Origin of the sequence: Streptomyces sp. V1I1, from assembly GCF_030817355.1 — a bacterium.
In the GTDB taxonomy this organism is placed as follows: Bacteria; Actinomycetota; Actinomycetes; order Streptomycetales; family Streptomycetaceae; genus Streptomyces.
In genome coordinates, this window is sequence record NZ_JAUSZH010000001.1 from 830,932 (window position 1) to 846,075 (window position 15,144).

At 69.2% G+C, this 15,144-nt stretch carries 8 protein-coding genes; 6 read left to right on the forward strand and 2 right to left on the reverse strand.

All coding sequences use genetic code 11. From position 1 onward, the window contains the following. Positions 1–3: 3 nt before the first annotated feature. A complete protein-coding gene (locus QFZ67_RS04160) occupies positions 4–5,619 on the forward strand; it encodes an FHIPEP family type III secretion protein (protein ID WP_307659721.1) in 5,616 nt (1,871 codons plus the stop codon). Next, positions 5,616–7,181, forward strand: a complete 1,566-nt coding sequence (locus QFZ67_RS04165) for an FHIPEP family type III secretion protein (RefSeq protein ID WP_307659722.1) — start codon at positions 5,616–5,618, stop codon at positions 7,179–7,181. Before QFZ67_RS04160 ends, QFZ67_RS04165 begins: the two co-directional genes overlap by 4 nt. 732 nt (positions 7,182–7,913) lie before the next feature. On the opposite strand, the gene QFZ67_RS04170 is transcribed toward QFZ67_RS04165, so the two are convergent. After that, the gene (locus tag QFZ67_RS04170; RefSeq protein ID WP_307659723.1) at positions 7,914–8,879 is read right to left on the reverse strand and encodes a pirin family protein; all 966 of its coding nucleotides are present in this window, start codon (positions 8,877–8,879) and stop codon (positions 7,914–7,916) included. Between the two features lie 126 nt (positions 8,880–9,005). Between QFZ67_RS04170 and QFZ67_RS04175 the strand changes: the two genes are divergently transcribed. The 4 genes from QFZ67_RS04175 to QFZ67_RS04190 all read left to right on the forward strand — a co-directional run bounded on the left by QFZ67_RS04175 (position 9,006) and on the right by QFZ67_RS04190 (position 13,526). Beyond that, positions 9,006–9,377 carry a M48 family metallopeptidase gene (locus tag QFZ67_RS04175; RefSeq protein ID WP_307659724.1) on the forward strand — a complete coding sequence of 124 codons (372 nt, stop codon included), beginning with the start codon at positions 9,006–9,008 and terminating at the stop codon, positions 9,375–9,377. 633 nt (positions 9,378–10,010) lie between these two features. Next, complete coding sequence (locus tag QFZ67_RS04180) at positions 10,011–11,282, forward strand: Tm-1-like ATP-binding domain-containing protein (RefSeq protein WP_307659725.1); 1,272 nt, start codon at positions 10,011–10,013, stop codon at positions 11,280–11,282. Positions 11,283–11,466: 184 nt separating this feature from the next. Further along, positions 11,467–12,606 (forward strand): hypothetical protein, encoded by a 1,140-nt coding sequence (locus tag QFZ67_RS04185; RefSeq protein WP_307659726.1) that lies wholly within the window; start codon positions 11,467–11,469, stop codon positions 12,604–12,606. 119 nt (positions 12,607–12,725) lie between these two features. Beyond that, positions 12,726–13,526 carry a VOC family protein gene (locus QFZ67_RS04190; RefSeq protein WP_307659727.1) on the forward strand — a complete coding sequence of 267 codons (801 nt, stop codon included), beginning with the start codon at positions 12,726–12,728 and terminating at the stop codon, positions 13,524–13,526. Positions 13,527–13,603: 77 nt separating this feature from the next. Here QFZ67_RS04190 and QFZ67_RS04195 read toward each other — a convergent pair whose 3' ends face one another. Continuing rightward, positions 13,604–15,034: an NAD(P)/FAD-dependent oxidoreductase gene (locus QFZ67_RS04195; RefSeq protein ID WP_307659728.1), complete on the reverse strand. Its 1,431-nt coding sequence runs from the start codon at positions 15,032–15,034 to the stop codon at positions 13,604–13,606. Positions 15,035–15,144 lie beyond the last annotated feature (110 nt).

Below are 15,144 nucleotides of genomic sequence, written 5' to 3' on the forward strand. Positions count from 1 at the left end.
GCCATGACTCAGCCGCAGGACCCCGTCGAGGGCTTCCCCACCACACTCTTCCGCGAACTGCTGCGCCAGGCCCGCTCGCTGCTGAGCACCGCCGACGACCGCACCCGGCTGCGTACGAGCCTTCGGCTGGCCGGCCCGGACGAGGCACGGCAGGCCCAGCCGGCGAACAGGGACAGTGGTGAAGGCCCGGACACCCAAGGCGACGCCGACGACACGGCCGAACACAGCGCGCTGAGCGCCGAAAGGGCCGAGGAGGAAGGCCGCCGGGACGACCTTGCGCATGTCTCACGCGCCTACCACGCCGCGCGGGACTTCGCCTCGGACCGGGTATTCGCCGACGCGCTGCTGCGCCAGGTCGCGATGCCCGATCATCTCGACGCGGCGGTCCGGCTCGCTCATCGCGCCGTCCACGTGCTGCCCGAGCACGAACGCGAGCAATGGGACGAGCTCGTAGCATCGCTGGAGCGTCTCCGTGCCCGGCACCGCCGCCGGGCGGTCGGTCATGAGCAGGACACGGACCTCGACACCTACCGTCGACGGGCCAACTTCGAGTGTGTTCACCACTATTCGCTGACGGACGAGTTCATCGGGCGCGAGGACGATCTGCGCGCGCTGGAGCAGTGGGCGTCCGACCCGGAAGGGAGGGCCGTCCTCTGCCTCTGCGCGCTCGGCGGCGGGGGCAAGACCGCGATCGCATGGCAGTGGATCAACCGCGTCCTGGCCGAATGGCACAACAGCGGCTATCGCGGCGCCTTCTGGTGCAGTTTCTACGACAAGGGCTTCGACTTCGAGGCCTTCCTGCGCCGAGCCCTGGTCTTCTGCGGGGGCAAGGAGGAGGCCACGGTCCGGTCCATGCCGCGCACCTGGGTCGAGGAGGAGCTTCTTCAGGCGCTGGCGCGTGAGCGCTTCGTGCTGGTGATCGACGGCTTGGAGCGCCTGATGGCGGCCTACACACGCGCCGCCGACCGGGCGATCGACGAGGAAGGTGCGCGTGCCGCCGACGACTTCGTCTTCGCGTCCCCCGCACAGCGCAGCATGTCCGACCCGCGCGACGGTGAGTTCCTGCGCCGTCTGGCCGGGACCGGCAACGGTACGAAGGTGCTCATCACCACCCGGCTCCGCCCCACCGAACTCGAGCCCAGGAATGGACAGGACGCGCGCGCGGTGGCGGAGTTCCACGACGTCGAAGGACTCAACCGGGACGAGACGTACGAACTGTGGGACAGCATCGTCCAGGACAGCCCGTCCGACGATGTGCTGGACGCGCTGTTCGATCTGTGCGGCGACCATCCGCTCACCGTCGGTGTGCTGGCCCGGGAGGTCGCCGAGAGCGGGGGCTGGACGCCCTGGCGCGCCGCGCACCGCGATTTCGACCCCGAGGGCCCGCCCGCGCGGGCACGGGCGTACATCATCGGCACCTCCGTGCGCGACCTGGGAGAGGACCGGCTCGAGGCGCTGTTCGTACTGACCATGAGCGGTCGGCCCATGCTGCACCGGGAGGTCGCGGAGGCGCTGCGGTTCGGCTCGATCGCCGATGACGGGGGCCGGTGGGCCGAGCCGGACCGCGTCGACGAAGTACTCGACCACCTGATCAAACGCGGCCTCATCGGCCGGGTGAGGGAGGAGGACACCTGGGAGTACGACGTGCATCCCGTCGTGCGGGGGCAGATGTGGGAGGCGCTCACCGACACCGGGACCGGACGCGAGCGGTTCCTCGGCCACGCGCTGTCGGAACTGACCGCGATTCCCGATCCGCAGCGCCCGCTGGATCTGCACCATCTGCGGCGCGCCATCAAGGTGTACGGGATGTATGCCGGTGCGGAGCAGTTCGACCGTGCCTGGGAGCTCTTCTACTACCGGCTCTGGTATCCCCTCGAAACACAGGGCGCCACCCGCGAACTGCTGGACCTCCTGCGTCGGTTGCTGCCCCTGGGAGATCTGTACCAGCTGCCGCCGCTGACGTCCCGGCGCCAGCAGGCGATCGCGACCGGCGCACTCGCCGATCTCCTGGTCCAGATGGGCGACGGCGGATTCGACCGGGACGGGCTCGGCGATGTGCTGCTCCGCTGGAGCGGCGCGATCGCACTGCGCCTCGGCGATGTCTTCATGTTCCTGGGTTTCCACCACAGCCGCACCTGGGTGTCGCTCTACGAGGGGCGGCTCTATGAGACGGAGATCGAGCTCCGCCGGCTGCGCTGGATGAGCGTGCGGGCCGGCGCGTTCGGCATGGTGGGGCCGATCGACCTGTGGATCGGCATCGTCCTCGCGCTGCGTGGCGAGGCACCAGAGGGTCTCGCTCGACTCGACTCCCCCATGGGCCACTTCGACTCCGAACGGTGGCGCAAGCAGACGGCGGCCGAGGGGCTTCTGTACGCGAACCGGCCCGCCGAAGCGCTGCAGCTGCTCGACTACCTGACCGAGCTGGGCACGGACGCGTCGGAGGGGCACAACCAGCTCGCTTGGGAGTATCTGACCAGGGGTGTGGCGAAGTACCGGGCCGGCGCCGGCACGCCGGAGGAGCTGGACGAGGCGTACGACGACCTCGCCACGGCGCTGAGCACCGCGCGGGGCATCGAGTACGTGGTCGTACAGTGCTTCGCCCTCACCACGCTCGCGCAGATCCGGCTCGACCAGGACAGCGTGCAGGCCGCGGCCGACCTCGTCGACCAGTACTTCCGCCTTGATCCAAAGGGCCGCTACCGGCTCACCGCTTCCGATGCCCACCGGATTCACGCGGAGTGCGCCCGCAGGCGAGGGGACATCGGGGAGGCGGTCTCCGCCGCGCGCAAGGCGTACGAGCGTGCCGCCTGCGACGGTCCGCCGTTCGTCTACCGGGACGGGCTCGTCCTCGCCCGTGCTCTGCTCACCTCGCTCGGCGCATCGGTGCCCAGGGTGGACGCGGAGCTACCGCCGGAGTGGGCGACGGTGCTGAGCGAACAGGTCTGCCGGGAGGAGGAGCAGAGCAACGCGCTGCTCGCTCGTCGGCGGCCCCGCCGACGGCCGGCCGGCCGGAGCAGGGACACCAACGAGATGATCCTGCGGGTGGACCGGATGGCCCGCGCCGGCACCGACGACGACCAGCGCTGGTGGTCCGACGTCACCGGCGACCACTCGACGATCACCTTCCTGCTCGGCAAGACCATGGTCGAGCTCGGGCTCACCCTCGCGGACGCGCGGGCGCGCTTCGAGCGGAGCGCCCACCGTTCGATCGAGGTGCTGTATCACGAGCTGTGGGCGATCCGGGTCCTGCATCCCGAGGAGCCCAGGCAAGCCGCCGACGCGTCGGCGGAGCAGCGCGACGCGTGGCTCGCCGACACCGCGACACAGGATGTCCAGCTTGAAGCGTTCCTCGACGGCGATCGCGCGAAGGAGGCGGCTCATGCCTTCGACGCGCATGGTCTCGACGACAAGGGCATGCGGGTGTTCCTCGACGACGGCCTGCGGCGCATCGGCTTCGCGAACGCGCCGGATCACGTCCGCCGATGGTGGCACCAGGCCGAGCGACGCCGCGGCTTGACCGGGGCGAACGGCCTGCGCGACATGCTGGTCATCGCCGAATGCGTGCAGTCGGTCCCGGCCACGCTCGCGCAGTTCGTCGACGCGATCTCCCTGCGCGGGGCCGAAGGGATCGAGTACGCCTTCCGCGCGCTCGACGTGGCGCGGTCTACCGAACAGCCGCAGATCACCTGGGTGTCCAGGGTGGAGGGCTGGCCGCCCTGGCGGATCCTCCTGCGGCTGCAGGCGGTGCTGTACCAGCTCGACTGGCCGTCGGCCGCACCCGAGGTACGGGCGTTCTGGCGGCGGCTTACCAGCCCCGACAACTCACGGCTCGACCGAGCCCTGCACCTGGCGGAGGAGATCGCGCTGCGGGAGGGCGCCTCGCTCACCGACTACCACGACGCGTGGCTCGGCGGGGGCACGGCCAATATCCAGGCGATCCTGTGCTTCCTCGACTACCAGCGCACGAAGTCCGCGCCGGCGGGCGAGGAGCCCTGGTCCGACGGCAACGCCGCGACCCGCTGGCCGTACGACACCAGGTCGCCCAGCTTCACCGACACCTCGGCATGGGCGGCCGACCGGATCGTACGACGCCTTGGCCAGTTGAAGAACCGCATCGGCTACGGCGCGGCAAGCAATCCGGCACGGGCCTGGTGGGACGGCCTCGAAGACCGGGCGTCCGGCCGGGCCATGGTCAGGCTCGCGGAGGAGCTCGACACCCGCGGCGAGACCGTCGACGCCTTCCATCTCGCCCATGTCGACGCCCACACCGACCATCCCGTGGCTACGCTCGCCTATCTCGATTTCGACAGGCTTCGGAACACCTACGGCGACACCGACGCCGAGGCCGCCGCGCAGTTGCACAACGACATCGCCAACCGGCACTACACCGAGGGGGACTTCGACTCCGCGATCGACAGATACGAGGCAGCCATCGGACAGGACCCGACCAGGCCGGTGTACTACACCAACCTCGCCGGGGCATGGCGGAAGAAATTGGACTCGGCCGCCGGAGCGCGGAAGGCGATCGAAGTGGTTCGCCGCGGCTTGGACCACTGCACGGAAAAGTCCGATCTGGAGAGCGAACTCGCTCAACTCGACCTCTGGCTCCGCGGGTTGGGGCGGCGTGACGCGGGGGGCGACGCCGATTCCCTGGCCAGCGTCGTCACCCCGGTCGTGGTCGAACTCTCCAGAGCCCTGCAAGGCGATACGGCAGGGCTGGTGGCGCGGACGAACGACGTGCGTGGTGAGATCCAGGCGACCGTCGGTGTGTGGCTGCCACCCGTTCGGTACCGGGGCAATGACGAACTGGATCCCGGCCACTACGTCATCGTGATCAACGAGGGTCGCCGCATCCTGGGGATCACCGTGCCGGGCGCGGTCTTCGTCCGGTCCGGCGGTGCCGCGCGGGACCCGCTGGACGGCGCATCCGGCGCATGGGTCGCGACCACAGACGACGCTGCCGCGCCCGAGGGCGCGTTGAGCCCGTACGACTTCACTCTGCGCCATCTCCACCGGGCGGTGCTGGCGGACACCTCGTGGCTCCGCGAGGCGGACATCGCCGCGACGCTCGAGGAACGCTGGGCGGACCCGCTCGACCCGGTCGCGGATCTCCCGTTGCTGGCCGGCTTCACCACGGTCGTGCGGGCCATGCTCGACGACGGGGTGCCGGTGGTGGCGATGGAGGTTCTGCTTGATGCGTACCGGGGGGCCCGGGACCGGGGCGAGAACATCGACGAGGCGATTCAGAGTCTCCGCGTGCTGCCGGGCGTCCGGCCGCAGTTGCCGGGGAACTCGCCCCGCGGTGAACTGGTGCGCCTCGGCGATGACCTCGAACGGATTCTGCGATCCGCTCTCGTCGATGCGGGTGACCAGCACATCCTCGTACTCGACGCACGGGACGCGTACACGGTTCTCGATGTGCTCCGCCAGGAATTCGAGGATCGCCGACCGGATGAGCGGCGAACTCTGCTCACCACGGATCCGCTGGTGCGCCGCTATCTACGGCTCCTGGTCAGAACCGAATTTCCCTGGCTGCACGTCATCGCGGATGCCGAGCTCCTCGGCCGACGTACGGTCGGCCGCACAGTGACATCGACGGATGCCAAGGATCTGTCATGAGGGAAAGCCGCGCCACCGGCGAAGCCGAATCCGCCGACACGATCACAGTCGAGATCGGGTTGCCGGCAACCGCGGATCCATCCGGGACAGCACCGATCGAGGCCGCGGTGCGAAGCACCGTACAGCGACTGGTCACCGACCTCGCCCTGCCGCTCTCGCCACGGGTAGAGGTGGCTATCAGTACCGCGGAGCGGCTCCTGATGCACATCAATGGACGCCGGTGCCGCATGGTCGAACGACGCTACTTCGCATCGCTCGACCAGTCGTTGCACGCCCGGCTCGCCGACGCGGTGGACACAAGCCCGGAGCTGTTGCTCACCCCGGCGGTGATCGCGGCGCTGTGGTCCGGGTGGGGTGGGACGACGAGTCGGCCACCGGAGGCGTTCGCCGCCACACTGCGCTCACTCGTTCGCCATCGTGTGCGCCCCGACCGGTTGGCCATTACCACGGCCATGTGGTCCGACGACCAGGCCGGCCGGGCATTCGAGGATGCCATGTGCGAGGCGAGCGCACCCTTGACCATCATGGTCGATCAGCTGACGCATATCGAGATCAACAAGGATGAGGAGCAGGTAAGCGCGGATACCGCGTGGCTGGCCGAAGGAGTGTTCGTGGAACTCGGGGTCGTGCTCGGACGGCCGCGCGTCGACCTCGACGAGAGTCTTCCGCCGTACCACTCCACCGTGAAGATCAACGACTGCCGGCTGAACACACAACCTGGGATCCGCCCCGGCACAGCCTTGGTAAACGACACCGCGGGGAGACTCAAGGCAATTGACGTGGACGCCAAGCCGGTTACGAACCCCTCGACCGGGCAGCCTGCCGCCGTGGTCGCCACCAGGCATATGGCCTTGCTCGAGGCGGCCGGCCACACGACGTGGACGGTGTTGGGCACTGTCATCCTGGTGGCCGCGGCACAGGTCCGGCGCCATGCGTGCGCGCTGCTCAGCCGTGACGTCGTCGAATGCCAGCTCGGCACACTGGCCGACACCGCCGCCGCGATGGCTGCGTCGCTGGGCGGGGCGGACGCACTCACACCCGTCATGCGGGACCTTGTGTCGGAGGGCGTCAACGTACGTGATCTGACCGGTATCGTCGGATCGCTGTATCGCGCGCCGACAATGCCCGCCTGGGTGGACGAGCGTGTGGTCATCGCACCAGCGTCCTACCGGCCAGGGCTGCCCGACGCTCCGGAGCTGGGGAACACCGGGCTGGTGTCCTCCGTGGAGGCCGTGCGCATGGCCTTTGCACCCGCTGTCTCGTCCAAGTTCGCAGGCAGTGCCAAGACCCTGGTGGTGTACCTGCTGGCATCACAGATCGAGGTCCGGCTGAGTGATCCCACACCTTACTCGGAGGCCGAACGTGACGATCTGATCGGCCTCATCATGGAGGAAATGCGATTCTTGCCACCAACAGCGCTGGTGCCCGGAATCCTCACCCGGGTCGCTGCACGCCGGAGACTGCGCGAGCTCATCCGGGCCGAACTGCCACAGGTGCCCGTGCTCTCGTACCGCGACATCGACCCTGAGTTCAATGTCCAGCCGATCGCGCGGATCGGCTGACGTGGCTTACTTGGACGTGTTCTTGAAGCAGCCCTCGATGATTTCGAGCGTCGTCGACTTGTAGACGCTACTACCGCATGACGGGCATGATCCTTGTGGACTCCTCGACAGCACGACGGTCTTGCCCTGAACGAACCTCGCAATCGAGATCCGTGGGGAGTACCGCTCACCACATGGGCAGATGCCGAACTCCATTGCCATACGCCTGCCTCGCCCCCACTTGACGCGCGCGTTCCGATCGACGACATAGACCAATGAGCGCCGACAAATCAACAAGACACATCGATCACTCAAGCACAGAACCCTGACAGGGTGGTCTTGTAGATAGCACCGTCTAGCGCATCCGAAGTAGCCAGTACGTACGCCGACACTGATCCGCTCCTGCAAGCAGGAGACCATTCCAACTCGCGTTTAGCGACGTTGCAGCACGTCGGAGACCTCTACTGCCGGGGCAGCCAATGCTCGACATGGAGCAGTCGCCACACCCTGCTGTGCCGTGACTCCTGCCCATCCCTCCTGGCACCCACATGCGGCCAGATCTAATTACGCGTCAATAGGGTCAGCAACGGGTCAGCGAGAGTCTGATTAGACCTGGTCACAGACGCTAAGCCTGCAAGTACCGACACCCAGCCGAGACGGCCAACAAGAAGGCGCGGCCACCCCCTCCGCCGCACAGAACCGGAGATGATGACCGCGCCTCGCTGTCACTAGCGCCAGACACATAGCCCCAGTTCAGCGCACCCGCCCCCGTGGTTTCAGCGCCACCGGCGGCAGCTCGGGTGCGGCCAACGGGCCACCGTCGTAGCCCTTGACCTCGCCGAAGCGGGAGCTCTCCATCCAGTCCTTCCGAGCCTCCTCGATTTCCTCATGCGACCGTCCGATGAAGTTCCACCACATGACGATCTCCTCCTCGAACGGCTCGCCGCCGAGGAGCATCAGCCCGGCGCCGGATTCGGCCCGCAGCGGGAGTTCCGTACGGCCGCAGCCGAGGTAGAGCATCGAGCCCGGCAGTACGGGCACGCCGTCGACATGCGCCTCGCCGGACATGGCGAGCACGGCGTACTCGAAGTCGGGGTCCAGCGGCAGGCTCGTCTCGGTCCCCCTGGCGAGCGCCAGATCGGCGCCGACGATCGGGGTGTATGTCGTCCCGGGCGAGGCGGCGCCGTCGAGGGCGCCGAGGATGACCGTGGCGGTCAGGCCGGGCGCGGTGACGGTCGGCAGCTCGGTGTGGTGCTGGAACTGCGGCTCGACGCTGCGGTGCGCGTCGGGGAGCGCGACCCAGAGCTGGGCTCCGTGGAGGAAACGCGCGTGCGGCTTGGGGCTCTCCTCGGAGTGGCTGATCGCGCGCCCGGAGGTCATCAGGCCGAGTTCCCGGGGGCGGATGGTCGCCAGGCTGCCGGTGCTGTCGCGGTGCAGCACCTCGCCGTCGTGCAGCCAGCTGACGGTCTGGAGGCCCATGTGCGGGTGGGGCGGGACCTGCATTCCGGGCTCGTCGGCGATGTCGTCAGGCCCGTAGTGATCAACGAAGGCCCAGGCGCCGACCATACGGCGGCCGAGGTTGGGCAGCAGTCGGCGGACCTCGGTGGACTCGCCGAGCTGGACTCGGCGGGGGCTGAGAAGTTCACGGACGGGCTCGGCGACGACGAAGCCACGACCGCCGCAGACTGAGAGGGCGGCCTGACGATCGAGATTGCTCATGGCGCTCAACCTATTCCTGTACGGGTGCGAGCCGGCAGCCCCCACGCCCCAAAGGATAGTGGAATATTCAACCATCATTCTATGTTGACTGCACGCAGCAGGATGAGTCCTTGAGGAGGAGGGCAAGTGAACGACAGCTACTACGAGTTCGGCACCGCGGCCGATCGGTGGGACCGCGCACAGATGTTCTTCGACGCCAAGAAGTACATGACGGCAGCCCGCATTCTGGGTGGTCTCGTCGAGGAGGCGCCGGAGCAGATCGCGCCGCGTCTGCTGCTGGCCCGCGCCTACTACCACTCGGCGCGGCTGAGCAAGGCCGAGGCCGAGCTGCGCGCCGTGCTGGAGCTCAGCCCGGTGGAGCACTACTCGCGGCTGATGCTGGGCCGCACGCTGGAGCGGCAGGGGCGGCCCCAGGACGCCGCGCCGCATCTGCGGATGGCCGCGGCGATGTCCGGGGATCCGGTCCCAGAAGGCATCCCGGAAGGCGGTGCTCGCTAGTCGCTGCCCGTCAGGTGAGCAGCCAGGCGATCAGCGACAGCGACCCCATCGACAGCAGCGTGGACAGCAGAACGGTGTCCCTGGCGAGATCGGTGTTCAGGCGGGACGTGTACGGCAATGGGGATGCCCAGATTGGAGGAGTTGACGTACGCCCCCGCCATCGCGCCTATGGCCCGGTCGGCCTGACGCCGCCGGAAGATCCACCGGCCGAGCAGCAGGCCTACGGCGCACACGATGAGGAGGCTGGCCGCGAACACCGCAATGCCCGGGGTGGCCAGATCGGACAGCTGTGACCTGGACAGCGTCAGGAACAACAGCGCGGGCATGGCGAACGCGAAGGCGAATCGGCCCCAGCACGGTCTGCGCTCGACCGCCGAGCACATTGAACCGCGCGGCCGCCCAACCGACAGCGGTGATCGCCCAGATGGGCAGGAAGCTGGAGAGCACGGTCACGCGGCCGGCATGCCCGACGGCGATCATCGCGCCGCGACTGCCCCCGGCGGCCCGTGGCCAGGTGCGGGACCGGCGTACGCCCCACTGCTCGTCCGGGAGCAAGTGCACACCCTCGGCCGAAAAGTGCTCATCCCAAAGCAGGCCTTGTCACGCTCGGAATTGGCGCGAACATTAAGAGACATGGCGATCGTTGTGCTGGTAGGGACTCTGGACACCAAGGGCGAGGAGTACGGCTGGCTCCGGGACCGGCTGCTGCGGCTGGGAGTTGAGGTCGTGCTCATCGATGCGGGCGTCATCGGGGAGCCCCTTGTGCGGGCCGACATCCCACGCGCCGCGGTGGCCGAGGCAGCGGGCGCCGACCTGGGACTGCTCCGGGAGGAGGGGGACCGCGGCGCTGCCGTGACCACCATGGCCCGCGGGGCCGCCGAGACAGTCCTTCGCCTCTACGCCGAGAACCGGCTGCACGGTGTGCTGGCCATCGGCGGCAGCGGTGGCACCTCGATCGCGACCAGGGCGATGCGGGCGCTGCCGCTGGGCGTACCGAAGCTGATGGTGTCCTCGATGGCCTCGGGCGATGTCTCGCCGTACGTCGGCTCCACCGACATCACGATGATGTACAGCATCGTCGACATCGCCGGGATCAACACCGTCTCGGCACCGATCCTCGCCAACGCGGTGGATGCGATCGCCGCGATGGCCAAGTCATTCGCCGCGGCGTCACGGGCCGTACGGCCGGCGGATCTCAGGGCCGGCAGGAGGCCACTGGTGGCCGCGACGATGGCCGGCGTGACGACACCGGGCGTCGACGCCGCCCGGGAGCGGCTCACCGAACTCGGTTACGAAGTCCTCGTCTTCCACACCAGCGGCTCCGGCGGACGGACTCTGGAGTCACTCGCCGAACAGGGACTGTTCGCCGGCATCCTGGACCTGACGCTCAGTGAGCTCGCCGACGACCTGGTGGGCGGCATCCTGACCGCCGGACCCGACCGGCTCCGGGCCGCCGGGCGCAAGGGCATACCCCAGGTGGTGAGCCTGGGCGCACTGGACATGGTCAAGTTCGGGCCGCTCGACACCCTCCCGGAGCGCTTCCGGGACCGCCAAGTCCGCGTGCACAACCCGTCCATCACCCTCATCCGCACCACCGCGGCGGAGTGCGCCGAGCTGGGCCGCGGCGTCGCCGCGAAACTGCGGGCCGCCACCGGGCCGACGGCGGTGTGCCTGCCCCGGCGCGGGCTCTCCACGCTCGGCGGCCCGGGAGGCCCGTATCACGATCCGCACGCAGACGACGCGTTGTTCACCTCGCTCCGTGACGGGCTACGGGGCAGCACGACCGAAGTGCTCGAATTCGATACCCACATCAACGATCCGGCCTTCGGCCGGGCGGCGTCCGAAGAGCTGCACAGGATGATCAGCGCGCACCGGCCCACCGCGAGCGAGGACCGGGTGGCGTAACCAGGTACCGGGGCCCGGGCGCGGCCGATGGCCCGCACATGCCGGATCCGCCACTGCCGCGATTGCCTCGACTACCTCGATTGCCTTGATTCCTCCACAATGCTCGATTCCTCCATAAAGAGGGCTCAACCGGCACATCGTCGTAACCTGGTAGTACTCACCCTCCACCAGCCTGGGGGAGATCATGGAACTTGGTTTTCTCAAGCCGCTCTTCGACCGTCCAGGCCCCTGGGCCTCTGTGTACATCGACACCACGCGTGCGACCGAGGACGCCCAGAGGCTGCAGAAGCTCCGTGAGCGCTCCGTCGCGTCGCAGCTCATCGACGCGGGCGCAGACGCCTACACCATCAGGGCGCTGATGGACAGGCTCACCCACGAGCCGGTCTCCGGGGCACCACCCGGCCGGGCCCTGTTCGCAGCGGGCGCCGAGGTAGTGCTCGACATACCGCTCAGCGTGACCCCGACCGGCATCGAGGCGACCTGGTCGGTCCTGCCGCACGTAGCGCCGCTGGCCGGCCTGCGGGGCGACGAGCCGTCGTGCCTGGTGGCGTACATCGACCGCACCGGAGCAGATCTGGAGCTGCGCGACGCGCACGGCCGCGAGACCGTGGGGCAGGCGAACGGCAAGGAGCGGGGCCGAGGACAGCGCAGCGTCCCCACGGGCGAGTGGCACTTCCGGAACAAGGTCGAGAACAACTGGAACGAGACCGCCGACACCATCGCGGGCGAGCTCGCCAGGCAGTGGCCCGGCAGCGGCGCACAGTTGCTGGTCCTGACCGGCGACTCCCGCGAGCGCAGGGCGGTGTACAACCGGCTGCCCGAGCGCATCCGGGCCGTTACCGTCGAGGCCGAGAACGGCAGCAGGTCCCCGGGTGCCTCGAAGAGCGTGCTCGACCGGCAGATCGCCCAGGCCTGCGAGGAGTACACGCGCGACCGGCTCCAGAGCGCCCTCGAGCGATTCCGCATCGGACGCGGCAGGCCGGGCGAGCACCGCGCGGCCTCTGTCGACACCGGTCGCGGAGAAGCCGCTGAAGGGGTACCCGCCGTCGTGGACGCTGCCCGGAGCCACCAGGTGGCCACGCTGCTGCTCGGGCAGGACGCGTCCGACGCGGGCCGCGATGTGTGGATCGGGCCCGGCGTCGACGAGGTCGCCGTGCAGCGCGGCCAGGCACAGGCGATGGGCGTCGCCAAGCCCGTACAGGCACGCGCGGACGACGCCCTGCTGCGCTCCGCCGCGGCCTCCGACGCCGAGGTGCTGCTGGTTCCCGAGGGCATGCAGGGCCCGGCGGGCGGGCTGGGGGCGGTGCTGCGCTGGAGCCTCTGAGGTGACCGGCCGCACGGGGTCCCGTAGCGAGGGTCTGCGCCACACGCTCGGCGGGCGGGTTGGCCGTCAGCTGGCTAGCGTGGCAAAAGGGGACCACGCACCGAGCGGGAGGCAGAGCCATGGCCGTACATCCTGAGGGCACGCCGTGCTGGGCTGATGCGATGTTCACCGACGTGGAGGGCGCGAAGAGCTTCTACGGTGACGTGCTGGGCTGGACCTTCGGCGAGGCTTCGTCGGAGTACGGCAATTACACACAGGCGTACGCGAACGGCAAGGCGGTCGCCGCAGTTGTGCCCCCGATGCCGGGCCAGGAAGGCCAGTCGGCGTGGTGTCTGTATCTGGCCTCGCCGGACGTCGCCGCCACCGCCGCGAAGATCCGTGACAACGGCGGCGAGCTGCTGATGGAGCCGATGCAGGTCGGCGATTTCGGGTCGATGCTGCTCGCCCGCGATCCGAGCGGTGTCGTTTTCGGGGCGTGGCAGGCGGGTACGCACGAGGGCTTCGAGGCGAAGGCCGTGCCGGGCGCGTACGTCTGGGGTGAGGTGTTCACCCGGGAGCCCGAGAAGTCGGACGCCTTCTTCCCCGCCGTCTTCCCGTACAGCGTGCAGCGGGTGGAGGACGACGCGATCGACTTCAAGCTCTACAACCTCGGCGACTCCGCGGTCCTCGGGCGCATGAAGATGGACGACGCCGACTTCCCGCCCCAGGTGCCGCCATACCTCAACGTGTACTTCACCGTGGTGAACTGCGACGCGGCGGTGGCGACGGCGACCGAGCGGGGCGGGGTGCTGCGGTTCGGGCCGATGGACAGCCCGTTCGGCCGGTTCGCGGCGCTGAGCGATCCGCAGGGTGCGGCGTTCTCCGTGATCGACATCAACACGACCAAGGGCGACATGCCCAAGACGTCCAACGAGTCCTGAGCCGCCCGGAAGCGAAGCCGGTCTGCACGTCATGCACGTGCAGACCGCGGTCGCCACCTCAGCCTCGATACGACTGCTCAGCCTCGATACGACTCCAACAGGCGCAACCACACCTCGCTGATGGTGGGATACGCGGGCACCGCATGCCACAGCCTGTCGACCGGCACCTCACCCGCCACCGCCACCGTGGCCGAGTGCAGCAGTTCGCCGACGCCCGGGCCCACGAAGGTGACGCCCAGCAGGATTTCGCGGTCGAGGTCGACGACCATCCGCGCGCGGCCTCGGTAACCGTCGCCGTACAGGCTCGCTCCCGCGACCGAGGACAGGTCCTGGTCGACGGCGCGGACGCGGTGGCCCGCCGCCTCGGCCTCCGCGAGGGAGAGGCCCACGGCCGCCGCCTCGGGGTCGGTGAAGACGACCTGTGGGACGGCCGAACGGTCGGCGGTCGCCGCGTGGGCGCCCCAGCGGTCGGTCTCCAGCAGCGGGACGCGCTGCGCCCTCGCCGCGATGGCGGCTCCGGCAATACGGGCCTGGTACTTGCCCTGGTGCGTGAGCAGCGCGCGGTGGTTCACGTCGCCGACCGCGTAGAGCCAGTCGCTGCCCTCGACGCGGCAGCTGTCGTCGACGGGCAGCCAGGCGCCCGGTTCCAGCCCCACCGTCTCCAGACCGATGTCGTCGGTCCGGGGGGCGCGGCCGGTGGCGAAGAGGACCTCGTCGGCCTCGACACGCTCGCCGTCTTCCAGTACGAGAGTGACGGGGCCGGCACCCTCGGAGCGCTCGACGGACTTCACGGAGGTGTTCGTACGGATCTGTGCCCCGCCCTCGGTCAGGGCCTCGGCGACGTGCTCGCCGACGAAGGATTCCATCCGGGGCAGCAGTCCCCCGCCGCGGACCAGCAGGGTGACCTGCGAGCCTAGGGCCTGCCAGGCGGTCGCCATCTCCACGCCGACCACACCGCCGCCGACGACCGCGAGCCGCCCTGGCACGCGAGAGGAGCTGGTGGCCTCGCGGCTGGTCCAGGCCTTCGCGCCGGCGAGGCCCGGGATGTCGGGCAGGACGGCGCGGCTGCCGGTGCACACGACCACGGCGTGCCGGGCGGTCAGGACGTGGTGCTCCCCCTCGGGGCCGTCGACGACGACCTTCTTCGGGCCGTGCAGCCTGCCCTGTCCGCGGTAGAGGCGGGCGCCGATCGAGTCCAGCCAGGCGACTTGGCCGTCGTCCTTCCAATGGGAGGCGTATTCGTCTCGATGGGCAAGGACGGCATCAGCGTCGAGCGGCCCTTGTACCAACTGGCTCAGGCCCGGCGTGCGGCGGGCGTCGGCACGGGCGATCGCCGGGCGCAGCAGGGCCTTGCTGGGCATGCACGCCCAGTACGAACACTCGCCCCCGACCAGTTCACTCTCCACGACCGCGGTGCTCAGACACGCCGCCCTCGCACGGTCCGCCACGTTCTCGCCGACAGGGCCCGCGCCCACCACCACGACGTCGTACTCCACAGGTTCTGTCATAGAGCCAGTCTGGTCCCGGGTGTGCGTCCTGGCCACATGGGCAGGGGCAGGAATAGCACGGCCCCAGGCACCGTTGTCGGGGGCGAGTCCGCCGGACATCAGGAAGAGGT

Coding starts and splice junctions, on each gene's coding strand:
- QFZ67_RS04160 (WP_307659721.1), top strand. CDS start 4: ATGACTCAGCCGCAGGACCCCGTCGAGGGCTTCCCCACCACACTCTTC.
- QFZ67_RS04170 (WP_307659723.1), bottom strand. CDS start 8,879: ATGAGCAATCTCGATCGTCAGGCCGCCCTCTCAGTCTGCGGCGGTCGT.
- QFZ67_RS04195 (WP_307659728.1), bottom strand. CDS start 15,034: ATGACAGAACCTGTGGAGTACGACGTCGTGGTGGTGGGCGCGGGCCCT.
- QFZ67_RS04165 (WP_307659722.1), top strand. CDS start 5,616: ATGAGGGAAAGCCGCGCCACCGGCGAAGCCGAATCCGCCGACACGATC.
- QFZ67_RS04180 (WP_307659725.1), top strand. CDS start 10,011: ATGGCGATCGTTGTGCTGGTAGGGACTCTGGACACCAAGGGCGAGGAG.
- QFZ67_RS04185 (WP_307659726.1), top strand. CDS start 11,467: ATGGAACTTGGTTTTCTCAAGCCGCTCTTCGACCGTCCAGGCCCCTGG.
- QFZ67_RS04190 (WP_307659727.1), top strand. CDS start 12,726: ATGGCCGTACATCCTGAGGGCACGCCGTGCTGGGCTGATGCGATGTTC.